At 70.9% G+C, this 23,194-nt stretch carries 18 protein-coding genes; 9 read left to right on the top strand and 9 right to left on the bottom strand.

Annotated elements, in window-relative coordinates; all coding sequences use genetic code 11:
* Positions 1-110: 110 nt before the first annotated feature.
* Positions 111-1,553, top strand: coding sequence for a hypothetical protein (locus ACIRG9_RS16445; protein ID WP_402855987.1), 1,443 nt, complete (start codon positions 111-113; stop codon positions 1,551-1,553).
* Entirely contained in the window at positions 1,550-2,527 is a 978-nt protein-coding gene (locus ACIRG9_RS16440) for a hypothetical protein (protein ID WP_402855984.1), read from the top strand. Before ACIRG9_RS16445 ends, ACIRG9_RS16440 begins: the two co-directional genes overlap by 4 nt.
* A 130-nt stretch (positions 2,528-2,657) precedes the next feature.
* Here the strand turns inward: ACIRG9_RS16440 and ACIRG9_RS16435 are convergent, their stop codons facing one another.
* Positions 2,658-5,141, bottom strand: a complete 2,484-nt coding sequence (locus tag ACIRG9_RS16435) for a M14 family metallopeptidase (RefSeq protein WP_402855981.1) — start codon at positions 5,139-5,141, stop codon at positions 2,658-2,660.
* 298 nt (positions 5,142-5,439) lie between these two features.
* Between ACIRG9_RS16435 and ACIRG9_RS16430 the strand changes: the two genes are divergently transcribed.
* Positions 5,440-6,045, top strand: a complete 606-nt coding sequence (locus ACIRG9_RS16430; protein ID WP_402855978.1) for a hypothetical protein — start codon at positions 5,440-5,442, stop codon at positions 6,043-6,045.
* Between the two features lie 59 nt (positions 6,046-6,104).
* Here the strand turns inward: ACIRG9_RS16430 and ACIRG9_RS16425 are convergent, their stop codons facing one another.
* Complete coding sequence (locus tag ACIRG9_RS16425; protein ID WP_402855975.1) at positions 6,105-9,017, bottom strand: BTAD domain-containing putative transcriptional regulator; 2,913 nt, start codon at positions 9,015-9,017, stop codon at positions 6,105-6,107.
* A 150-nt stretch (positions 9,018-9,167) separates the two neighbouring features.
* Between ACIRG9_RS16425 and ACIRG9_RS16420 the strand changes: the two genes are divergently transcribed.
* Positions 9,168-10,418, top strand: coding sequence for an NRAMP family divalent metal transporter (locus tag ACIRG9_RS16420; protein ID WP_402855972.1), 1,251 nt, complete (start codon positions 9,168-9,170; stop codon positions 10,416-10,418).
* A 90-nt stretch (positions 10,419-10,508) separates the two neighbouring features.
* On the opposite strand, the gene ACIRG9_RS16415 is transcribed toward ACIRG9_RS16420, so the two are convergent.
* On the bottom strand, positions 10,509-11,708 hold the full coding sequence (locus ACIRG9_RS16415) for an LCP family protein (protein ID WP_402855970.1): 1,200 nt from the start codon (positions 11,706-11,708) through the stop codon (positions 10,509-10,511).
* A 232-nt stretch (positions 11,709-11,940) separates the two neighbouring features.
* Positions 11,941-12,738 (bottom strand): SAM-dependent methyltransferase, encoded by a 798-nt coding sequence (locus ACIRG9_RS16410; RefSeq protein ID WP_402855967.1) that lies wholly within the window; start codon positions 12,736-12,738, stop codon positions 11,941-11,943.
* 347 nt (positions 12,739-13,085) lie between these two features.
* On the opposite strand from ACIRG9_RS16410, the gene ACIRG9_RS16405 reads away from it, so the two are divergent.
* The 4 genes from ACIRG9_RS16405 (at position 13,086) to ACIRG9_RS16390 (ending at position 20,365) form a co-directional block, all read left to right on the top strand.
* Positions 13,086-13,802 (top strand): hypothetical protein, encoded by a 717-nt coding sequence (locus ACIRG9_RS16405; protein ID WP_402855964.1) that lies wholly within the window; start codon positions 13,086-13,088, stop codon positions 13,800-13,802.
* Complete coding sequence (locus tag ACIRG9_RS16400) at positions 13,799-14,575, top strand: cobalt transporter (protein WP_402855961.1); 777 nt, start codon at positions 13,799-13,801, stop codon at positions 14,573-14,575. Before ACIRG9_RS16405 ends, ACIRG9_RS16400 begins: the two co-directional genes overlap by 4 nt.
* A 14-nt stretch (positions 14,576-14,589) precedes the next feature.
* A complete protein-coding gene (locus ACIRG9_RS16395; protein ID WP_402855958.1) occupies positions 14,590-19,566 on the top strand; it encodes a carbohydrate-binding protein in 4,977 nt (1,658 codons plus the stop codon).
* 247 nt (positions 19,567-19,813) lie between these two features.
* Positions 19,814-20,365 carry a hypothetical protein gene (locus tag ACIRG9_RS16390; protein WP_402855955.1) on the top strand — a complete coding sequence of 184 codons (552 nt, stop codon included), beginning with the start codon at positions 19,814-19,816 and terminating at the stop codon, positions 20,363-20,365.
* Here the strand turns inward: ACIRG9_RS16390 and ACIRG9_RS16385 are convergent.
* The 3 genes from ACIRG9_RS16385 to ACIRG9_RS16375 all read right to left on the bottom strand — a co-directional run bounded on the left by ACIRG9_RS16385 (position 20,358) and on the right by ACIRG9_RS16375 (position 21,728).
* Complete coding sequence (locus ACIRG9_RS16385; RefSeq protein ID WP_402855952.1) at positions 20,358-20,759, bottom strand: VOC family protein; 402 nt, start codon at positions 20,757-20,759, stop codon at positions 20,358-20,360. The genes ACIRG9_RS16390 and ACIRG9_RS16385 overlap by 8 nt on opposite strands.
* 68 nt (positions 20,760-20,827) lie before the next feature.
* Positions 20,828-21,061: a hypothetical protein gene (locus ACIRG9_RS16380; RefSeq protein ID WP_402855949.1), complete on the bottom strand. Its 234-nt coding sequence runs from the start codon at positions 21,059-21,061 to the stop codon at positions 20,828-20,830.
* A gap of 145 nt (positions 21,062-21,206) precedes the next feature.
* A complete protein-coding gene (locus tag ACIRG9_RS16375; RefSeq protein WP_402855946.1) occupies positions 21,207-21,728 on the bottom strand; it encodes a CGNR zinc finger domain-containing protein in 522 nt (173 codons plus the stop codon).
* 25 nt (positions 21,729-21,753) lie between these two features.
* Here ACIRG9_RS16375 and ACIRG9_RS16370 point away from each other — a divergent pair, with 25 nt between their 5' ends.
* Positions 21,754-21,924: a hypothetical protein gene (locus ACIRG9_RS16370; protein WP_402855943.1), complete on the top strand. Its 171-nt coding sequence runs from the start codon at positions 21,754-21,756 to the stop codon at positions 21,922-21,924.
* Between the two features lie 20 nt (positions 21,925-21,944).
* Here the strand turns inward: ACIRG9_RS16370 and ACIRG9_RS16365 are convergent, their stop codons facing one another.
* Both ACIRG9_RS16365 and ACIRG9_RS16360 read right to left on the bottom strand, forming a co-directional pair.
* On the bottom strand, positions 21,945-22,226 hold the full coding sequence (locus tag ACIRG9_RS16365) for a hypothetical protein (protein WP_402855940.1): 282 nt from the start codon (positions 22,224-22,226) through the stop codon (positions 21,945-21,947).
* A 296-nt stretch (positions 22,227-22,522) separates the two neighbouring features.
* Positions 22,523-23,167, bottom strand: a complete 645-nt coding sequence (locus ACIRG9_RS16360) for a YdcF family protein (protein ID WP_402855937.1) — start codon at positions 23,165-23,167, stop codon at positions 22,523-22,525.
* Between the last annotated feature and the right edge of the window lie 27 nt (positions 23,168-23,194).

Raw genomic sequence — 23,194 nt, 5'->3', positions numbered from 1 at the left:
CTGCGGCCCATGACCCGGGTTCTTGATTCCTGATCGGTCTGGTCAACGTGGCGCCTTCCGGCGACGGCGGCGGGGACATATCCTCGATGTCCCTGGCCGCAGAGGGAGACATGGGAAACGCCGCAGACCCTCCCACCGCCCGCCGGTCGCCGGTACGCGACTGGGCGCTCGTCGCAGCGATGACCGTCGCGGCAAATCTGACCCCTGTTCTGATCGGCCTGGCGGTGCTCGCCGCCCTGGTGATCTTCCGCGACTGGGTGCCGTTGGTGTGGATCGCGCTGCCCGTGATCGGGTTCGCGGTGATCGGCACGGTGACGCGGCGGCCACGACTCCGTGGCCACGCCGTGCGTCCGGCCGCGGAACCCGAGCTGGCCACCCTGGTGCGGCAGGTCGCCGAGCGGATCGGCTTCCGCTTCCCGTTGCTCGTCCGGATCGTGGCCGAGCCGGACGTCGGCGTGCTGCGTACGAAGTCTGCGGGGTTCCGCACCTTCACCGTGTTCCTCGGCCTGCCGTTGGCGCGCCGGCTCACCGGTGCCGAACTCGCCGCCGTCCTGGCCCGCGAGTTCGCGTACCAGCAGCACGCGGGTGACCGGCGCACCAGGCTGCTGCTCGGGGCGCGGGACTCGCTGCTGGAAAGCATCGAGGGCCGGTTCCGGGCTCCGGCCGCCGTGGTCGAGCGGTTGCTGCGCGCGAGCCAGGCCCGCACCTGGCCGCTGGCCCTGGCTGCGGACGCGGACGCCGCCGCTGTCGCGGGGACCTCGGCGGTGCGCGACGCCCTCACCCGGCTCGGCACCGTCTCCGAGGCCTTCGACCTGCTCGGCGAAACGTCGGCGGAGGTGCTCGACGAGGACGGCGCCTACCCGGAGGATCTGTACGAGGCACTCGACGCCCTGCTCGCCGACCCGTACGTCGCGCCGCGCCTGGCGGCAGCGGCCGCCGACGATGACCTGCCGATGGCCATCGCGCTCGCGCCCCCGCTGGCCGTCCGCCTCGCCGCGCTGCCCGAGCATCCCGGCCTGGGCTGGGACGCTGGCGCGCCGGTCCCGTTGCGGGACGCGGACGGGCTGCGGCGGTGGTGCGTGCGGGAGTTGGTCAGCTCCGAGGACGGCCCGGACGGGCTGCGACCGGTCCGGCTCCTCGACCTCGAACCGGAACGTTTCGAGGTGGGCCTGCGGGAGGCAGCGGCGCATCTCGTCGAGGTGACCGGACAGGACTCCGTACGCGGGGCGGTGGCCGTCGCGGCCGACGCGGTGGCGGACGGCAGCTGGGTGAGGCTGGCCCGGGCGATCGACCCGGAGATCGGAAAGGTGCCGCGACCGATGCGGGCCGTCGCCGGACGCGACGTTCTGGTCGACTGTCTCGGCCGCGTGGTCGCCGGGGCGCTCCTGGATGCCGGCTGGTCGCGGGCCAGCCGGTGGACGGCGCGCGTGCTGCTCGGCCCTGCCGGCGCGCCGCTCGACGTCGAAGCGCTGGTGCGGCACGCCGTCGACAGCGCCAACCCGGCCGGGATACGGGAACTGCTCCCGACCTTCGACGAGCGGGCGGTGCGATGAGTCCCCGACGGCCGGTTCTTCGGGTCGCGCTGCTCGCGCTCGCCGCCGCGCTGCTCGGATTCGTCGTCATCGCGGCCGTACTCGGCTGGCAGGCGCAACGGTACGTCAGCGCAGAGGAACGAGCCACCACGGTCGCCGAGGGCACCGTCGTCGAGGACGGCATCGGAGACGCCGGAGACATCCGGGTCCGGTGGGTGGACAACACCGGGCGCGAGCACGTGCAGCGGTTCGGCATCTACGGCACGGACCGGTACCCGAAGGGGCAGACCTTCCCGGTCGCCTACGATCCGGCCGAGCTCGCCCCCCGCGGCTTCCCGGCCGACCCGGACGAGACCAGCGAGGCGGACGACCTCGTGGCACCGATCGTGATCGCGGGCTTCGTGACCGTACTCGTGGTTCTCGGCTGGATGCTGCGGGGACTGCTGTTCCGACGCGCCGCGGGGCGGTCCCGTCGCCTCATGACGGCGTCGGTGCTGTCGGGCGAGCGACCGGACGGCCAGCCGATCTCGGTCGGCAACAGCACCTGGATCGCCCTGGCGGAAGACCGACGCCACGACCCGGACCGTTGGCAGCGGGTCATGTGGCACCCGGTGGTCGACTCGGTGAGCGGTGCCGTCCCCGTCACGGTCCACGGTGACGTCTCCTCGAAGCGCCGGGTGGTCGTCGAGCTGCCCGGCCAGGTCCGGCTGGTTCCCATCGGCCGGCTGCGGCACCAGCCACCGAAGCGGGTGGTGCTGGAGGAACGCTTCGATGTGGACGGCAACCTGCACGATCTCGTCATCCTCCCGGCCGGGGCGTCGCTGCCCGGGAACCGGCGGTGGTGGGGGCGCGCGGTGATCTTCGCCCTGATCGGTGCGGCACTCGGCGGGCTCTGGGGCATCCTGTTCGCCGGCGGCGTCGCCGTGCCGCTGGCTGCCGCCGCGGGCGCGGCGCTACTGGTCAACGTCTGGGCGCTGACCGGAGCCGAGCCCTGAACCGTGCTGCCGGCTGACCGGGGCGTTCGGCAAGCTGGTTGCTGACCGCTGACGACCGGGCCACCCCGCGCCGACATCGCCTCGTCGGTGGGCGGAACCCCACCGACGAGGCAATGGTCAACGGGCGGGACTACTGCTCGACGACGGTGATCGTCGCCTCGCGGTAGTTGTTGCGTGTGTCGTTCTTGGTCGGGTCGTAGTTCTGCTCGATGTTGCCGGCGACGTCGACGGAGAACCAGCGGAACGTGGTCGTCTCGGTCACGTGGAACACCTGCCCCGGCTCACGGAACTCGGTCGCCTGGTAGCGCGGCGACTCGAGGGTGGGGCGGCTGCCGTCCGTCGTGTAGTAGACGGTGGCCGGCTCACTGGTCTCGAAGCGTACGTCGACGGACCCGACGTACTTCCCCGCTCCGGGCACCAGAGATGAGGTCGGCTTCTTGTTGTCCTTGCCCCACTCCGCCGCGATCCGGAACATCTCCACGATCCCGTTGGCGTACTCCATCGTCTCGGCGTGCCCGCTGACGAGGTTCGGGTCTCCCGCCCACGCCGGCTGGAACGAGCCGCCCTGCCAGTTGCCGGTGGCCGGGTTGTAGACCGAGCCGCCGACCTCCCAGCCGAACGCGTAGATCCCGTAGTTGAAGTAGAGGTCCTCGCGTACGTTGCCGGCCGAGGAGTAGAGGACGTCCGACGAGCCCCCGACGTTCTCCGGCGTGACGACGGTCTCCCGGTGCGCCTTGACCTGCGAGAGGATCCGGCCGGCCGACTGCCAGTAGAACGCCTCGTCACCCAGCGGCGGGCGCGGCGTGGTGATCCGCCCGTCCGCGATGTAGGCGCCGGGCTGCCAGAACAGCTGGCCGCCGTTGGAGTGCACCGACATCATGAACTTGATGTTCCGGTACTTCTCGACCAGCCAGATGATGTTCTTCGACTCGGGCTCGGAGAGCTTCTCCGGCCCCTGGTAGGTGTCGCTGACGCAGCTGGTCGACGCGCCCGAGTAGCCGTCGTGACCCGACCCGACCCGGTAGTTCCGGTTCAGGTCGACGCCCCAGGAGTTGCGCCGGGCCGGATCGGCGTCGGTGTCCGGGCAGTGGTTCGTCATGTTCCGGCGCTGCGAGGCGAAGTTGTAGAAGCTGTAGTTCGCCCCGTCGGGATTGTTGGACAGGATGAGGAAGACGTCGGTGTTGTCGACGATGTTCTTCGTTTCCTTGTCGGAACCGTAGTTGTGCACCAGGCGCTCGGCAGCCTCCAGCGACGTCGTCGCCGGCACCCACTCGCGGGCGTGGTCCTGGGCCTGGATCAGGACACCGGGCTTCTTGCCGTCACGGTGCTTGCCGATCCGCAGGACCGGGATCGTGGCCGGGCCACGCGGCACGTCGCCCGCCGGCGCGCCGGCGCGCTTCTCGTCGAGGAAGTCGGTCAGGGCCACCGGGACCGGCGTCGCCTGGACGATGCCGGTGCCCGCGTTGGTCCGGTACGGGTGCGCCCGGTCGATCAGGCCGCCCGACTGCGACTTCAGTGCGTTCGCCACCTGCGCGGCGGTGCTCGCGAGCGCCCCGGAGGCGTCCTTCGCGAGCAGCACGCGGACCGCCTTGCCGTTGACCTCGACCGAGAGCGGAAGGTTCGCCCCCGACCGGTTCACGAAGTCGACGGTGATGTCGTTGCCGCCCTCGTGGCCCCACGCCGCCGAGCTGGCGACCACCGCCGCCTGCCCGGTGCCGCCGATCGTGGCCTGCGCCTTGCGCTGGTAGCCGTTCGTCTGGTTCGGCAGGTAGATGATCTCGGCGATCTTCGGGTACTGGCGGGCGATCTCCTCGGCGCGGCTGTAGAGCTGCTGCGGAGTCCGGTAACCGTCGACGAAGTCCGACCGGTAGCCCGGCGTCGCCGTCAGCGGCGGCGTGCCGTCCTCGAGCCAGTTGGAGACGAATCCGGTGGCGACGCCGCCGGTCGAACTCGTGACCCGGATCTGGCTCGGGCGCGCGTCGAGCTTGAACAGGTTCCGGTGGAACATGTACTGACCGGAGTCGACGAACCGGCTCATCGTCCGGGCGAAGCCGAACGACGTGCTCGGGCCCGAGTCGTTCTCGAGCTGCATCCCGACGATCGGGTTCGTCTGCTGCCCGTCGGTGGTCCGCGCCTCGACGTAGAGGAAACCCTGGCCCTTCGTGGTGAACCAGTCGGCGCGGACGACCCGTACCGTCTGCTCGTGGCTGAGCGGCTGCACGGCCTGGGCGCGGGAGGCCTGGAGCCCGCCGTCGGCCTCGTCGCTCCACGCGAAGCTCTCGTCGTCGCCGAGGATCTCGACGCCCATCGTCTTGAGCTCGGCGACCTGCTCGGCGGTCACCACCGCTTCGCCTTCGATACCGGTCGGCACCCGCCGGAGGCCGTGCTCGAGGTCGAAGCCGGCGGCGACGACCTTGTCCAGCATGTCGGCACCGGTGAGCTGGATACGCGCGAGGCGTACCGGCTCCTGATCCTCGAGGTGGGATCGCTCCGAGCCCGCCTTGGTTGTCGACTCCGCGGGATCCGCGCCCGCGGGCGTGGTTGCCATGAGGACGCTCCCCACCAGGGCGGGTAGCGCGAGAAGCGCGATGCGCAGTTGTTGTGTGCGTCGCATTCTTCCCTCCTTCTGCTTGTGGCGTCGTGGTTGATGTGGTGGCCAACAGCGATGGGACCGGCTGGAACTGAGGGGAGCGTAGGGGTGTCCTTTGGTGACCATTGATCGACCGAGCCGGATTTGAGCATTACTTGAGTCGCGTGACGCGGTGGATCCGGCGGTCGCCGTCGCGTCGCAGCGCTGCGATCGCCGCCCGCGTCGCGTGGGTTTCAGCGCCGCATCAGCGCCGTTCCAGCCCGTGCAGCCACGGTGGTTGGTGGCGACCGGGTCACCCGGTCACGTACAAACTGGAGGGCACATGATTCGCAGGACGGGCGCGCGATGGATCGCGCTCGCCGTACTCGCCGCCGTGGTGTTGTCGGCGCCGGGCACGGCCAACGCCCAGGACGACAAACCGGGTTCGCCGAAGGCCACCGACTGCCCGGTCGAGAACGTCGACGACAAGGGCAACGTCACCATCGTCTACGTGCCCGAGGGCACCACCTACGGGCTGTTCCACTGCCAGGGTGGGGACTGGCACTTCGGGTGGTACCCCTTCGACTCGCCGATGACGGCGACCGCCGACGTGATCACGGTGGACGGCCGTGGCGGTGTCAGGGTCGACGAGGCGGTGATCGACGGACGTGCGGGGGACATCCGGGCCGGCGAGGTCAAGTACATCCTCGACGCGGTCGGCGCGCCCGACCCGTACGAGCCGGACCAGGCCGTGGTGCGTACCGAGGACGGGAAGGAGCTCTACACCACCCGGGAGTTGACCGAGAAGACGTCCATCGCCGAGCTCGCCGACAAGGCCGGCACCGAGGCGCCCACGGTGGAGTTCACCAGCCGCAAGAGGCCGAAGTTCAGCATCACCTTCAAGTGCAAGTTGTTCCCGCCGTGGTGCACGATCACCATCCGGTGGTGAGGCCCGGCTGACGACGGGCCGCCGACGGCCGATCCGGTGCGGAGCCACCGGGTCGGCCGTCAGGCGTCGGCGGACCCGGGCGGAGCCGAGCGGCCCGATGGCCCACCCGCCGATCCGGCACCCGAGAGGGTGGCCCCGGCGGCCAACCTCGCCCGGATCCCCTCGGCGTCCGGATGGGCGAGCCCGTCGAGAATGGACAGCGCCTCCTGCCAGACCCGCCGGGCGGTCCGCCGGTCGCCGACGTCGTCGTGGATCTCGCCGAGGTCGGCGAGGCTGAGTGCCACGTTGTACGGGTCGGCGAGCTGGCGATACAGGTCGATCGCCCGGTGGTAGCAGTCGACGGCCCGTTTCGGGACGCCGAGATGGCGGTACGCGTAGCCGAGGCTGTCCCAGGTCGCCGCCTGGCCGCTCCGGTCGTCGAGCCCGCGGAACAGGTTGAGGGCCGACGTGCAGTACGCGACCGCCTGCCGGTGGTCACCCAGCAGGCCGTGGCACCAGCCGATGGCGTTGAGGTGCCGCGCCTGCGTGGCGGCGTCGCCGGTGTCCTGGGCGAGCCGATAGGCGTGTTCCGCGTGCGTGAGCGCGTCGGCCGGCCGGCCCTGCCGTTCGGCCAGCCAGGTCAGGCTGTCGAGCACGAGCGCCTGGCTGATCCGATCACCGGCGCTGCCGAACAGCTCCAGGGCGGCGAGCAGGTGCGGGTGGGCCTCGTCGAACCTGCCGGACCGGGTGTGGCCGAGGCCGAGGCCGTGTCGGGCGTTGGCCTGACCGAGCGGGTCGGCCAGGCGACGGGCGGCGGCCAGCGCGTCGTGGTGCACGTCGATCTGCTCGTGCCAGTGTCCCTGCCGCACGAGGTACGTGCTCAGGGTCCAGGCCAGCTTCCAGGTGTGCGTGTCGTGCCCGGCCCGGGCGGCCTGCCGCGCGGCGTCGAGAAGCATCCCGTACTCGGCCGAGAACCAGCCCAGCGCGGCTTCCGGGTCGGGGATGCTCCCGACCGTGACACCGGCCGGCACCGCGTCCAGCGGGATCGGGGGTCGGATGACGTCCAGGAACCGGGCGGCGGCGTGCGCGGTGTGCAGGTAGTGGTCGAGGAGCCGGCCGGTCGCCGCCGCCCGGTCGTGCCCGTCGTCCGCGGCGTGCGCCCGTTCCAGGGCGTACGTCCGGAGCAGGTCGTGGAACGCGTACCGGCCGGGGGTGGTCTCGGCGAGCAGGTGCATGCCGGTCAGCTCGGCCAGCAGGGCGTACGCCCGGCGCAGCGGGATGCCGGCCAGGCTGGCCGCGGCCGGTGGCGCGAGGTCCGGGCCGGCGTGCAGGCCGAGCAGCCGGAACAGCCGCGCGGCGTCCTCGCTCAACGCCTGGTACGACCAGGACAGGACAACCCGGACATCGGTGGACGCGTCCCCGCCGGTCAGGACGTCCAGTACCGGGGTGGCGGCGCGCAGCTCGGCGGCCAGCGCCCCGAGCGAGAGGTGTGGGCGGGTGGCGGCCCGGGCGGCGGCGACGGCCAGCGCGAGGGGCAGTCGCGCGCAGCGGGCGATGATGTCCGCCACCGCCCGCGGCTCGGCCGCGATCCGATCGGCCCCGAGCCGGCGGACCAGCAAGTCCCGGGACTGCGGCGCGGAGAGCAGGTCCAGGGGCACCGGGTGGGCACCCTCGACCACCACCAGCGGGGTCAGCTCGCTGCGGCTGGTCACCACCACCAGACATCCCGGTGCGCCGGGCAGCAGTGGCCGGACCTGTTCGACGTCGCGGGCGTTGTCCAGGAGGACCAGCATCCGCCGGCCGGCCAGCGCGGAGCGGTAGAGCGCGGCCTGATCGGCCAGACCGTCCGGGATCCGGTCGGCCGGGACGCCGAGCGCGCCGAGGAACGAACGGAGCGCCGCCGCCGGCTGCACCGCCGACCCGGCGGGGTCGAAGCCGCGTAGGTTCACGTACAGCTGCCCGTCGGGGAACCGGCCCGCCACCCGGTGCGCCCACTGCACGGCGAGGGCCGTCTTGCCGACCCCCGCGGTCCCCGACACCACGGTGATCATCACCGTCGGCGACCTCGCGGCGGCCCCGGCGAGAACGGTGTCCAGGAGGGCGAGCTCGCCGACTCGGCCACTGAAGGTGGGTAGGGCCAGGGGCAGCTGCGCGGGTACCGCCCCCGCCGACGCGGCGGACCCACCGCCCGCGCCGGTGGCCTGGGCCGGGAGCGGTGGCGGGTCGAGGCCGGCGTCCTGCCGCAGGATCGCGGCTTCGAGCCGGCGCAGCGCGGGGCCCGGATCGGTGCCCAGTTCGTCGCCGAGGACCCGCCGGAACCGCCGGTACGCGGCGAGCGCGTCGGCGGGTCGACCGGCGCGGTACAGCGCGAGCATCAGGTGGCCCTGGAGGTCCTCGTGGTAGGGATGTTGCCCGGTCAGCCGCTCCAGTTCGGGTACGAGCTGCGCGTGTTCGCCCAGGGCGAGGCGCGCCTCGACGAGCGCGTGCACGGCGTCCAGCCGGAGCGTCGCCAACCACTGCGCCTGCTCGTCGAGCCAGGTCAGGCCGGCGAGGTCGGCCAGTGGCCGTCCGCGCCACAGCGCGAGCGCCTCCCGTAGCCGGGAGGCGGCCGCCGCGGGGTCGGCCGAGCGCCGGGCCTGCCTGATCAACCCGGTGGCGACCTGCAAGTCGGTGCCGTCGGCTCCGACGTCCAGCAGGTAGCCGGGCGGCCGGGCCGCGATGGCGGTACCCAGGCCGATCGCCCGGCGCAGGTAGGAGACGTGGCTCTGAAGGGTGTTGACCGCGGTCGCCGGCGCCCTGCCGTCCCAGGTGACCTGGATGATGCGGACGACGCTGACCGGCTGCCCCGGCTGGAGGGCCAGGGCGGCGAGCACGGCCTTCCGCCGTAGCCCGGGCACCGGCCGCGGCGTGCCCGCCACCGTGATGTCCACCGGACCGAGCAGCCGCACCTGCACGGCGCCCCCGGCCGCGGGCGGTCTCAGATCCGGCGGCACGGCGATGACGGTAGCCCCCGGAGCGCCGGGCGCGGCCCGACGAGTCGGACCCCCGACAGCCGGCCGCGCAGGTGATGCGGTGGTGGACGGACCCCGACAGGTCGCCCAGGCGGGCATGTTTGTCCATCAGGCGGCGGGGAAACGAGCGGCATGACCGCCCCGCCCAGTTCCCCGCAGCACGGTGGTGGGCGGGGGCGGCTGCTGGTGCTGACCGCGGGGTTGGGCAACGGGCTGGTGGCCGCCGTCTCCGACGTCGACCCCACCACCGTGGGCACCATGTCCGTGATCGGCTCCACCACCGGCTACTCGCTGGCGTGGTTGACCGTCCTGCTGATTCCCCTGGTGGCGGGCGTGCTGACGATCGCCTCGCGGATCAGCGTCGTCACGGGCCACGACCTGCAGGGCCTGGTCGTCCTGCGGTACGGCCGCCCCGCGCGGCTGCTGCTGCTCGTGTCGATCGTCGCGGTGAACCTGTTCACCCTGGCTGCCGACGTCGCCGCCGGGGGTGCGGCGCTGGAACTGCTCACCGGCGTCGGCTGGCGGATCTGGACCCTGCCGTTGGCCGCCGCGGTGCTCGTTCTGCTGCTCGCCGGGGCCTTTCACAAGGTGCAGCGGCTCCTGCAGTACGTCATGCTCGTGTTGATCGCCTTCGGTGTCGCCGCCGTGCTCGCCCGTCCCGACTGGCACGCCGTCGCCCGCGGCACGTTCGTCCCCGCGCTGCCGCTCGACAAGCTCCACATCACCTCCGCGCTCGCCCTGTTGGGCACCACCCTGACCAGCTATGTCTACGTCTGGCAGTCGATCTCCCACGCGGAGGAACGCCCGCCCGTCTCCCGGCTGCGTTTCCAAGCCATCCAGTCGGCCGCGGCCGTCGTCGTGGCCGTGGCGATCTTCTGGTTCATCCAGGTCGCCACCGCCGCCACGCTCGGTCGCGAGGGCACCAAGGTCGAGACCTCGGAACAGGCCGCCCGTGCCCTCGAACCCGTCGCGGGGCCCGGGGCCGCGTACCTGTTCGCCATCGGCATGCTCGCGTCGACCCTGCTGGCGCTGCCCATCCTGGCCGCCTCCACCGGTTACATCGTCGGCGCCGAGTTCGGCTGGCGCCGCGGCCTGTCCCAGCCCGCCCGCCACGCACCCCGCTTCTATCTGGTGCTCGCGCTCACCCTTGCGCTCAGCGTCGCCGCCGTGCTGTCCGGGCTCGACCCGATCCGGCTGCTGTTTCTGGCCAGCCTCGCGGGCGGAATCGGCACCCCGATCTCGCTGGCCTTTCTGATCAAGCTCGCCCGCGACCCGAGGGTGATGGGTGCGCACCGGATCCCCGGCTGGCTCGCCGGGGTCGGTTGGGGTCTCACCGCCGCCATCGCCGCCATCAGCGTCGTGTTCCTTGCGACCGGCGCGTGATCGGCCCGGCCTCTGGCTGATACGTCCCGATCGGGCCACACCTGCCCCGTTGGCTGCCGCGGTCCTCGTTTCGGGCGGCTGTGGTTGGTGTCAGCTCGCGGCGACCCAGTCGGGGTGGGCCATGACGAAGTTGTCCACGGTGTCGTTCTTGACGTCCTCCAGCAGTTGAATGCTGGTGTCGCTGAGGATCTCGGCGCTGCCCACGCCCGGCACCGACCTGCTGTTGAACTTGCCGTTGTTGGTCTTGATCGTGACCATGTCGTCCGGGTTGATGCCCCGCATCGCGAAGGCCCAGTCCTCCAGCGAGATGCCACCGCCGTCGACGGTCATCGTCTTGCCGACCGCGGCCATCAGCCCGGGCAACTTGGTCGGCGAGCTGAGGCCCTGGTCCATCACCTGCTTGACCACCGCCTTGATGAACTGCTGCTGGTGGCGCTGGCGGCCGTAGTCGAAGTCCTTGTTCGCCAGCAGGTCCCGCTGGCGGACGAAGTCCAGCGCCTCGGACGGGGTGAAACAGTGGTTGCCCTTGGGGTAGAAGTTCGCGGTCACCCCGGGAACTTTGCGACGCACCGTCCCATCCGTGTTGATCTCGTACGGGGCGGCCTTCTTGCCGTCCGCCGTGTGGCCGATGTGAATGGAGGTGGTGTCCTCGTCCACGTACATGCAGACCTTGCCCAACACCTGCACGACCTGCTTGAAGCCCTGGAAGTCGATGATCGCGCCAGCGTCCGGGGTGATCCCGGTCACCTCCTTGATCGTCAGGCTGAGCAGCTCGAAACCGTGCGAGAGGGCCTCGTGGTCGGTCAGACCCCGGCTGCCGTACGCGAACGCAGCGTTGATCTTGTTGTCGCCACCGCGGTAGGGCACCTTCCCGTTGTCGTACGCGGGGATGTGCACGAGGGTGTCGCGCGGCAGGGAGATCAGGTACGCGCGGTCGTGCGCGGCCGGGATGTGCAGCAGGATGATCGAGTCGGACCGCATCTGGTCACCCTGGCGGTCCAGGCCGACCAGCAGGATGTTCTTCGCCCCGGTGACGCTCACGTGCTTGCGCTCCGTGTTGGCCGCCCCGAGCAGGTTCTGCTGGGTGACGTTGCTGGTCGCCGCGCTGACCAACCCCTTGACGCCCACCACGCCCACCCCGCTGATCACCATCAGCGTCACGCCCATGACGAGCAGCAGCCGCGCCCAGAGCGGGCTGCGGCGGCGCTTCCTGGCGCCGTCACCAGGGGAGGACGGCGTCGAGGCGCGGGCTCGCGACGGTTGCGCGGCGTTCTGCGAGGTGTACGGCACGTCATATCCAGTCGTCGGGGGCCTGCAAGGGTACCTTCCGAAACTGACATCTGAGCGACGGGCAGTTTTCGACACCAGTTCGCCGCCGGGCCGGCCAGAAGATCACCCTCGCCGGGGCGGCCCGGCGAGCGCACGTCCGTTTGTGACCCCGCCTCCCCGTCGGCCGACGTCGATCAGGCGCAGGGCCGGCCGGCCGAGATCATCGGGACCGGCCTGTCGAGGTCCGCGACGATCAGGGCTTGCGGCCCACGGCGCCGTACGCGTCGATGCCCTCGTCCTTGGGGTCGTCGGAGTGCCACAGCGGAATGGGCACCAGGCCGGGCTCCACCATGGTGAGCCCCTCGAAGCAGGTGGCGAGCTCCTCCGGGCTGCGCAGGATGTACGGCACGCCGCCGCTCTGCGCCAGCCGCTCGGCACCGGCGACCACCGACGGGCTGGTGTCGGTGCCGTCCCACAGCACCAGGTAGCTGCCGGAGGCGGTCGCGTTCATCGTCCGCCCGACGATCGAGCGCACCACGTCCAGGTCGGGCTCGTAGCCCATCACACCCATGTACATCACGGCGATGGGCTGGTCGAAGTCCAGCGTCCGCGCCGCCTCGGCGAGGATCGCCTCCGGGTCGTGGTAGTCGGCGGGCACGTAGGTGGTGACGCCCTCGGAGGTCGTGCTGGTCAACAGGGCCCGGGCGTGCACGAGGACCATCGGGTCGTTGTCCACGTAGACGATCCGTGACTCGGGCGCGATCTGCTGGGCGACCGCGTGGGTGTTCTGCATGGTGGGCAGGCCGGTGCCGATGTCCAGGAACTGCCGGATGCCCGCCTCGGCGGCCAGGTGACGCACGGCCCGCACCAGGAACCGGCGGGACTGCTGCGCCATGACGACGATCTCCGGGTAGACCTCGGCGACGGCGTCACCGGCTGCCCGGTCGGCCTGGAAGTTGTCCTTGCCGCCCATCCAGTAGTTCCAGATCCGCGCCGCGTGCGGCACGTCGGACTGGATCTTCTCGGCGAGTTCGGTATCCGCGCCAGCCATGCCAGCCTCCTGTCGAGGGGATCGTCGGAGCGTAGGCCACCGACCGGCATCGTACCCGCGACGCGTCCACTGTCGAGCCCCGCTCGGGCCGGCCCGGCGGGTACGCGGCACCGCCGCGCACGAACCCAGGATCCACCCGGACATCACGTCGGAGACGTTAACACCGGCGGCGGTCGACTGTGGATCGGTCCGGTGAGCAGCAGAAGCTCGACTTCGCCTGATCAACTAACTGTTAACGTTAACGTTCACTGCTGCTGGTTGGGAAACGCCGTGGTGTTCTCGAACGCTCGGCAGGCTCAGCTCCGGTCGCGTCTGCCGCGTGGCACAGGTACCGACACACCGGAGCGTTGTTCTTGCCCCCATACGGACGTCGTCCCCGGCGCGGTCCGGCGAGCGCCCTCGCGGTGGTGGTGGCGTTCGTCGCGGCGTTCTTCGCCGCGCCCACCCCGGCGGGAGCGCACCCGTTCGGTGCGCCACAGACCGTGGCCATCGCACCCGACCAGGGCCGGCCCGAGGTCGTACACGTGCGGTGGAAGGTCGGCGGCCTCGACGACCTGACCCTGCTCGGTGTCGCGCTCGGCCTGCTGCCGCAGGACCGGGTCATGCTCGACGGCGCGGTCTTCTTCCAGGACTCGGACGCGACGACGGTCGGTCCGTCCGCCCGGTTCGCCGAGTACCTGCTGAAGCAGATCACGGTGGCCAGTGGCGGACGGCCGTGCGCGGGTTCCGTCGAGCCGCCCGTCGACCTCGCCAGGACGGGGGCGAGCATCGACTACACCTGCCCCGCGCCGGTCGGCACGGTCACCGTCGGGGTACGGATGTTGACCGACCTCAACCCGGCGTACCAGACGATGGCCACCGGCCCCGGCGGCGAGCGCGCGGTGTACGGGTCGGGGGATTTCTCCCACGACTGGACCCTCGGCGACGCGCCGGCGACGGGCGGCACGAACCTCGGCCGCAGCGCCGCCGTCCAGATCGCCGCCGTGGTCGGCGGCGGGCTGCTCGTCGCGATCGCCGCGCTGCTGCTGTCCCGGCGGCTGAGGCGGCGGCGGGCCGTGGCATGACAACGGCCCTCGTCGTGGATGCCGCGTCCGTCTCGGACCGGCTGCAGGACCTGATCCACTCACCGGGCGTGCCGCCGCTGGCGTTCCTGCTCGCGTTCGTCGCCGGTGCCGGCCATGCGGTGGCGCCGGGGCACGGCAAGAGCCTGGCCGCGGCCTACCTCGTCGGGTCGCGGGGCAGGATCCGCGACGCCGCCTGGTTGGGCGGCTCGGTGGCGGTGATGCACACGCTCTCCGTGCTGTTGATCGGCGTGGCGTGGGCGTTCCTGTCCCTCTCGGACGTCATCCGGATGGAGCAGCTCACGAGCTGGCTGCAACTGGGCGCCGGCCTGCTCGTGCTGGCCACCGGCCTCTGGCTGGCACGCCGGCACCTTCGCGGCAACTCCGGCGGTCACACCCACACCCACGATCACCACCACCCGCACAGTCACGACCACGCCAGCGGCAACCGGCCCGGCCTGCTCCTGCTCGGCATCTCCGGGGGCCTCACCCCGTCGCCGGCCGCCTTCCTCGTGCTGGCGAGCGGGTTGTTCATCGGGCGCGCCGGATTCGCGCTGCTGCTGGTCCTGACGTTCGGCGTCGGCATGGCCGTCGTGTTGTTCGGTGTCGGGCTGCTCGCGGTCGCCGGCAGCTCGGTGGTCGTCCGCGGCGCCCGGTCGCGCAATGTCCTACGACTGGCCACCCGGGTGGCCCCGGTACTCGCCGCCGCCGGCATCACGTTGTTCGGCGTCGGCCTGGTCGCGGTCGCCGCGATACGCCTCTTCGCCGCCAGTTAAGGAGATACCGCAGCATGACACCTTTACCGCAACGCAGGGACGGCACCTGGGCGCGTCTGCTCACGTCCATGCTGGCCGTCGCGCTCGTCGGCGGCTCGACCGCCGCGTTCGCCCCCACCGTGGCGGACGCGGCGCCGGCCACCGGCAGCGCGCCGGTGCTCGACCTGAGTGACGGACAGACGCTGGAAGGCACCGTCAAGGTCAACGCCGAACCGACCGTCGACGACGACTCGGTCGTCTCGCTGTCGGTCGACGGCCACACCGTGGACGCCGACCGGACCGCGGGTACCGCGCACTTCGGGTTCGACATGGGCGGCAACGGCACCGAGGCCCGCTACCACAACTACATCACGGTCAACGACCACACGGCCGAGGCCGACCAGATCTTCTTCCCCAACATTGCCGGCGGGCGCAGCGGCACCCTCGACTTCCCCGGCGCGTGGCTGCACTCCGGGGTCAACAAGATCACCGTGCGGGCCGGATGGAACTGGGTGGACACCACCAACGCCAATGCCGTTGGCGTGAACCAGTTGCCCAACGGAGAAGGCCTGCGCTGCCCCAACTACGACGACTTCGCGCTGAGCAGCATCAGCCTGAGCCTGCTCGGTGTCGTGGCCGACGGTGAGCAGAACAACTTCAGCTACACCTTCGGCGACGGCACCTGCGGCAGCTCGTCCCGGCTGCTGTCGCAGGACCTGACCTTCGTCGTCTCCGGCGAGCCCGGCAACACCGCCGGGCTCAGCGCCGACCTGGACACCACCAAGCTGTCCAACGGCACCCACACCGTCGCCGCGACCACCAAGTCGGGTGCCACGACCCAGGTCACCGTCCGGGTCAACAACGCGCCCGCCGGCGCGCCGAAGGTGACCCCGGCCGACGGCGCGCTCGTCCGCGGCACGCAGCCGGTGATCGCCGCCGTGCGTGACGCCGACGCCGGCACCGTCGAGTCGCTGGCCGTCGACGACGACCCGGCGGAGAACGCCGAGACGCTCGCCGCGGGCACCGCGACCCTCGGCCTCACGATCGAGGCGGGCAACTCGCTCGAGGCGAAGTACCACAACTACCTGCTGGTCAACGGCAACCGCGTCGACCTCGGCGGCGACTACGGCGTCAGCGGCGCGGAAAACGTGACGATCGAGTTCCCCCACCGGTACCTGCACCTCGGGGACAACGTCGTCCAGGTCAAGACCGGGGACTACAACGGCACCCTGAACGGGCAGACCTGCGCGAACCACGACGACTTCAAGATCACCCGTGGCACGGTCAACCTCGCGCTCAGCACGGCGGGGACGGTGACCACGGGTACGACGTACCTCGTCACCACCGACGGCACCTCGGTGACGAAGGCGGTGACCACGGCCGCCTCGCTCGGGTTGGGCGACGGCACCTGCGGCGCCAACAAGGAGGCCGAGTTCCACTTCGACGTCGCCGGGGCGCCGACGACGCGCACCATCGAGACCCTTCGCGCCGGCGGCGACGCGCACCTGCGGGTGTTCGTCGGCGGTAACGGCAGCGACAACGGCTACGACAACAAGGTGCTGATCAACGGCATCCCGCTGGACCTCGGCATCTGGGAGAAGGAGGTCGCCGAGCTCACCTTCCCCAACGAGTGGCTCTCCCCGGGCGTCAACGTCCTCGAGTTCGTCGCCGGCAGCGACCACGGCAGCACCAAGCCGGGCGGCTGCGACAACTACGACGACTACACGCTGCGGGACTTCGAAATCGCTCCGGTGGACGGCAAGGCGACGCAGCTGACCCGGGAGATCGCCGAGAGCACCGTCACGATCGGTTCGGCGAGCTACCCCGCGGGCCAGCCCGTGACCGTGTACATCGGTGACGGCACCTGCGGCAGCAGCCACAACCCCACGCTGACCAAGACCATCCTGTTCGACATCGCCGCCACGAACGGTGACCCGCTGCCCGCCCTCGGCCGGCGCGCGGACGTCGACACCACCGAGCTCTCGGACGGCGAGCACACCATCAAGGCCGTCGTCGGTGACAAGACCTCGACCCGGCGCTTCACCACCGACAACAACGCGCCCGTGGTCGCGAGCAGCGTTCCCGCCGAGGGCCAGAAGCTGACCTCGACCGTGGCGCTGATCGTCGAGATCAAGGACGCCTCGGGTGTCGCCGGCACGCCGGCGATCACGCTGGACGGCAACCCGGTCGCCCAGGGCGACCAGATCGGCCACGGCCTGCCCGCCGGGGCGCACACGATCGCCGTCACCGCGACCGACGCCCTCGGCAACACGGCCACCCGGGAGATCCACTTCACCAGCGCGAACATCCCGGACGTCCCGACCGCGCTCAGCGCGAACGTGACCGACAGCAACGAACCCTCCGCCGTGCTCTCGGCGGCCATTCCCGCCGTGGACGGTGTGCCGCTCACCGCCACGTTCACCAAGGCGGACATCGTCCTGCCCTCCGCCGGCTACCAGGGCGAGGCGACGGCGGTGCCGACCACCCTCGACGTGGCGCACGACGCGACGGTCAAGGTCGACTCGCTGCGCCCGCTCGACGGTCAGACCGTCGACACCCCGTCCGGCCGGGACGTGGTGTTCCAACGGTACGACCTGAACGTGGGCAAGGCCGCCACGCCGACCCTGCGCTGGGAGGGCACCATCGATCCCGAGCGGGTCGTGGCGCTGCGCGTGTGGGACCCGGCCCACAAGAAGTGGGTCGTGCTCACCAGTTCCCGCGGTGCGGCCGAGCAGAACACCGTGCTGGCCGCGCCGCTCGGCGACGACTACCGCGACGGCGGCGCCGTGCATGTCCTGGTCACCGGCGAGGACCCGTTCGCCGACGACCTGTCGCCGCGCGACTCGTCCGCGCAGAACGACAAGGACCACTTCGAGGACCCCGACTCGTACGACTTCGCGCTCGCGCACTTCACCGACACGCAGTACCTCACGGAGGGCGCGGCCGGCGGCACGTACGACAACTGGAACGGCAAGCAGGAGCCGTCGGACATCGAGACGGCCGAGGAGCAGGCGATCTGGGCGGCGGCGTACCGCGACACGACCCAGTGGATCGCCGACAACCAGGACGGCCGCAAGATCGCGTACACCGCGCACACCGGCGACATCATCGAGAACGACTACTACGACCCGCTGGCGAAGAACCCGGACGGCTCGCTGCAGCGGCCCGGCCTGAACGAGCAGGTCGACAAGGAACTGGCGGCCGCCTCCAGCTACCAGAAGATCCTCGACGACAGCGGCGTGGTGAACCAGGTCATCGCGGGTAACCACGACGACCAGCTCGGCGCCGAGACCGGACCCGACTCCCGGTTCAGCAAGACGTTCAGCGCCGACCGGTACTACGGGGTGGCCGAGTCGTGGCCGGCGGGCACCGAGTACCACGCGTGGGACGAGAAGACCAACGCCGACGGCACCGTGACGCCCGGCAAGGACAACCAGAACAACTACGTCCTGTTCTCGGCCGGCGGCCTGGACTTCGTCGCGGTCGGCTTGTCGTACGGCGTCACCGCGCCGGAGGCCAAGTGGGCCGACTCGATCTTCAAGCGGTACAAGGACCGCAACGGGATCCTGCTGTCGCACGACTACCTCAAGCCGTCGACCAACCCTGACGGCCGGGGAGCGGAGTTCTCCGCGCCCGACGGCTCGCCGCTCTACAAGCAGGTGGTGGAGAACAACCCGAACGTCTTCCTGGTCCTCGCCGGCCACGAGCACGGCGTCGGCACCAACGTGAAGTCGAAGGTCGGCGTGACCGTCGCCCACGACGTGGTCGAGCTGCTGGCGGACTACCAGTTCTACACGGTGTCGGCCGGTGAGCTCTGGCCCAACCTGGTCGACGGAAGCGGCAACATCGACCTCAACGGCGACGGCACCCCGGACCACAAGGCGGGCGACCGGCTCCAGTTCGGCGCCAGCTTCCTGCGCCTGCTGCAGTTCGACGTCGACCGCTCCGTGATGCACATCGACACGTACTCGCCGTTCCTCGACAACTACGGGGCGACCGAGTACGACATCCGCCAGGACGGCAGCCAGACCAAGCCGCGCTACAACGGCGCGGAGGACAACCTGACCCTGCCGGTCGACCTCACCACCCGCAAGACGTCCTTCGCCACCGACTCGCTGGCGGCGTACGTGCCGTCCGGCGTCATCGGCACGGACGAGGTGACGGCGAACGGGACGGCCACGGTGACCTGGTCGAAGCTGGCGCCGGCCACGTCGTACGGCTGGATCGTCGAGGCGAAGAGCGCCGACGGCGGCGTGGCGGTGGCCCAGCCCGCCGTGTTCCGTACCCGCAAGGGCGAGCCGACCGTGACGGCGACGGCCACGTCGCCCGACTGGGGCACCGCGGCGACGGTGACGGTCAAGGTCACCGCGGGCAGTGCGCCGGTGACCGGCACCGTCGAACTGCGCGAGGGTGCCACGGTGCGCGGCTCGGTCACGCTGTCGGGCAACACGGCGACCTTCCCGCTGCCGGCCGGTCTGGCCGCCGGCGAGCACAAGCTGACCGCGTCGTACTCGGGCAGTGACCAGCTCGACCCGGCCCAGGCCACCGTCACCGTGACGGTGAAGCTGCCTCCGGAGTGGAGCGCGTCGACGCAGTACAAGGCCGATGCCAAGGTCAGCTACCAGGGCAAGCCGTACCTGGCCGCCTGGGCGAGCAAGAACCAGAAGCCGGGCGACCCGAACGGTGCGTGGCAGGAACTGGCCATGACCGAGGACGGCGTCACGGTCTGGACCGCGTCCCGGATCTTCAACGCCGGCGACGTCGTGACCTACCAGGACAAGAAGTTCCGGGCCCGCTGGTACGCCCGCAACGAGCAGCCCGGCAACCCGAACGGTCCCTGGGAGGAGATCGCCCCGCCGGCGCCGGACAACGGCCCGGCGGCGTGGACCCCGACGACGGTGTACAACACCGGCGACCGGGTGACGTACCAGAAGCACGTGTACGAGGCGAAGTGGTACACCCGCAACCAGACGCCGGGTGACCCGAACGGTCCCTGGAAGCTGATCAGCTGACGGGTACGACCAGCGCGCCGGCCGGGACCACACGGTCCCGGCCGGCGTGGTCGTTTCCCGGCCAGGACCCGGGCGAGACGCCGGGGAAGAGTCTCACCAGCCCTGTCCGGTCGGCCGCCGGCCTGACGAATGCCTCGCTGTGAATGGGGTATAGGCCCAAAGTCGGACATTCGGGGGCGGGGCTGCCACGAAGGGGTGAGGCGGAATGGCGGGGCTTGCGAAACGTACACCTCGCGTTCGGCCGACAGTGACCGGAACTCGGCGGCCCCTGACGCAACTGACCGTGGTCAGCCTGGCGGCGCACGTGGCCTTCGAGCTGGGCGCCGGCGTGGGCTTGCCGCTCGCCTCGGTCGTCGGGCCGTACGCCGCCGCGGGGTTCTGGACCGCCGTCACCGGAGGCGTCCTCGTGGCGAGCACTCGGGACGCCTCCGCCGACAAACTGCTGGCCGCGGCCAACGGCTTCGGCCTCGCCGCTGTCTCGGCCCACCTGCTCGGTTGGCCGACCCGTCCCACCAGAGCAGGTCTCCCATGGTTGGAGGACTGCGAGGGGCTGGGACCCGAGCTGATGCCCTACTACAACCCGATCCTCTACTGCTCCGGCGTGGCCGGCCTGCTGGCCGTCGCACGCGAGAACCGCGGCGCCCGCGTACGCCTGTCGGCGGCCATGCTCGGACTCGTGCCGCTGCTCATCGCCTACCAGCACTGGGAGCACCGGCGGCTGGTGCGGCTGGCCCACACCCGTCCCCGGTGGTGGAACCGACGTCTGCGGCGGCTCACCCCCGCGTCGACCTTCAGCTGACAGCGCGGGTGGCGGCCACCTCGGCCTCGCTGCGCAGGATGCAGAACTCGTTGCCCTCCGGGTCGGCCAGCACCACCCATCCGGTCCCGTCGGGGTTCCGCCGGTCGTCGACCTTGGTCGCGCCGAGGGCGACCAGCCGCGCCAGTTCCTCGTCGCGCAGGCCTTCCCGCGGGCGCAGGTCAAAATGAATCCGGTTCTTGATCTGCTTCGGCTCCGGCACCTCGATGAAGAGCAGGCGATGCCGCCCGTCCGGCGACTGGATCATGCACTCCTCGTGGCCGGGCTCGTTGGGATCCGCCGGATCCTCGGTGTAGTCCAGCACGAGCCGCCACCAGGACGACAGGGCGTAGGCATCGGCACAGTCGACGCTGGTGTGCGAGATGAAGGAAACCATCCGGCCAGCGTGCCGAAGATCGGGGCCCGGCGCGACTGCTTATCCGCCGAGCAGGCCGGCCGCGGCGCTCATGCGGAACCCTCGTCGGGTTGCTCCTCGGTCGGTTCCTGTTCGTCCGGGTGGCTTCGTCGCCATTCGGCGACGGCCAGCGCCGCAGCGATCACCGCGAGCACGATCCCGCCGAGGGCGAGCCAGCCGTTGTCGGAGGTGGGGGCACCCAGGCCCAGGATCAGGCCGGTGGGCGCGGCGGCTCGCCGGAGACCGGTGGCCGGCGGCGGGTGCGGTGGAGGTGCCAAGGTCATGGGTCTCCTTGTCGGGTCCGGTGGGCTGGGCCACGGGTACGTCAGGAGTGAGTGCTGCCGGTTCCAAGGTAACGGAGTGCGTGCATCGCCTGTATCATCCATTGTGGATCCGGCTGCGGTCGACCGGCACGCGTGGGGCTCGACCCTACGGGCCGATCCGGGCCCGGTGCCGGCGTACCGCGTCGCGGTTGGCGCAGCGGGGCGAGCAGTAGCGCTGCCGGCCGTTCCGGGACAGGTCGGCGTAGATCGTCCGGCAGCCGTCGAGGGCGCACCGGCCCAGCCGGTCCATGCCCCGGACGGTCAGGTGCAGAGCGGTGCCGACGCTGATCAGGGCGCGGAGCACCACCGACAGCGGCACCCCGTCGTCCCGGTAGTGCAGGTGCCAGCGTCCGTCGCCGTGGTCGGTGAGCCGGGGGTACGTCGACGCGCTGGCGAGCATCCGGTTGAGCAGCTCCGCGCGCTCGTCCGCCGAACCGGCGTCGACGATTTCAGACCACTCCTCGACCAGCCGGAGGGCGACCGGGAGATCGTCGTCGCGTACCGGCATGTCCATCACCACCCCGGCTGCCCGGCATCGGCGGGCCAGTTCCGCGACCGACCGCGGCGGGTCGTTCGCCAGGTCGGCGGCCAGCCGCACCGGCTCGGCCCCGTAAGGGTTGAGATGCATAATGCCATTACAGCAGGCTGGGCACATGAGCGACAGCGACGGGCACGTCTGGCGAACCCGGTCCCGGCACCGGACGAGCGAGGGGACCCTGCACTACCAGTCCTGCCACTGCGGCCTGTGGCGGATCCGTGCCGGCCGGCAGGCCGGCACACCGGTCGAGACCCGGCTCCTCTCGGCGTACGGGCCGCGTCGCTGACGCCCCCGGATCCGTCTGCGTCACGTCCCGACCGATTGGCGCTGTTCGCCGTGCAGCAACAGCTGGAATCTCGCGCGGGCATCCGGGGTCGCCCGCGCCAGCACCCGGTCCAGCGCGGTCTGGTCGGTCAGGCGTGGCAGACGTGACGGCGGGCTCTCCCAGGCCAGCACCGTTGCGGTGGCGAGGTTGAGCACCTGTGCGAACCCGGTAAGGTCCAGGCGCAGCGCTCCGCGCAGGGCCCAGGTTTCCCGCCCGGGCCAGCGGGCAACCACGATCGAGCAGGCGCACCGATCAGGATCCACGCACGACAGTGCTGGGTTCGAGGTGGACCGCTCCCGCGCCGACACCAGTCGGCTGCCCGTCGAGCGACGCGTCCGCCACGCGATTGAGGTCGCTCGTGCGTACGTTCGCTACAACCGAATCAACGACGCGTTGACGGAGCTGCTTAACGCCGAGCAGATCGCACCCGAGCAAGTCAGATACCACCGCCTGTCTCGCATGGCGGTTCGCGACATCCTCAGCCGCCCGCGCCCGCCCAGGCTTGCCCTTGACCTCGCCTACCGGATGGGGGTGCGGCCCTCGCCGCCGCAATGGTGACCTACACCAGGCGGCTCACGTACCCTGCGGCCACCAGACGCGTGAACGCCTCCTTGACCTCGTCGGGCATCGGCTGCGGAATGGCAAAGCCCCGCTCGGCGTAGACCTCGATGCGCTGTGTATCGCCCACCAGCATGTCCACGACCTTCTTCGTGTCGCCGATGCTGGTCACGTAGTCGTCCAGCGTCAGCGGACGCGAGTAGCAGATCACATCCACCTCGGGCCACAGCTTCTTGCACGTCGCGTACGCCCGGCGCTGCTGATAGGGCCGCGACATCAGCAGCACCGAGGACACAGCAAGCCCTTGCTCCTCCAGCAGCGTCCGGGAGAACTTGATGTTCTGCTCGGTGTTCGTCGCGGTCGGGTCGATCAGGATGGCATCGGCGGGCACGCCGTGTTCTACCGCGTAGTCCCGGTAGGCGACCGCCTCGCCCTGCGGAAACCGCTCGATGGTGGTCGGCGCGTTCGCGCCGCTGAATACTAACCACGGGTACATGTCCCGGTGGAACAGTTCGGCAGCGATGATCGCTACACCAAGATCATGGCTGCCGAGCCCGATGCCCGCATCGCACGGTCGCAAGCTGTGACCCATGTTGTGGTAAGCCCACAGCTTCTCGACATCCGACCTGATCGCGTTCGGCAGCATCGCTACAGCGTACGGAGGTGCCTCGGG

Origin of the sequence: Micromonospora sp. NPDC093277 (genome assembly GCF_044765245.1) — a bacterium.
Classification (GTDB): Bacteria; Actinomycetota; Actinomycetes; order Mycobacteriales; family Micromonosporaceae; genus Micromonospora.
Note: the sequence above shows the minus strand (reverse complement) of the source record. Positions and strands in the feature narration are given on the sequence as shown.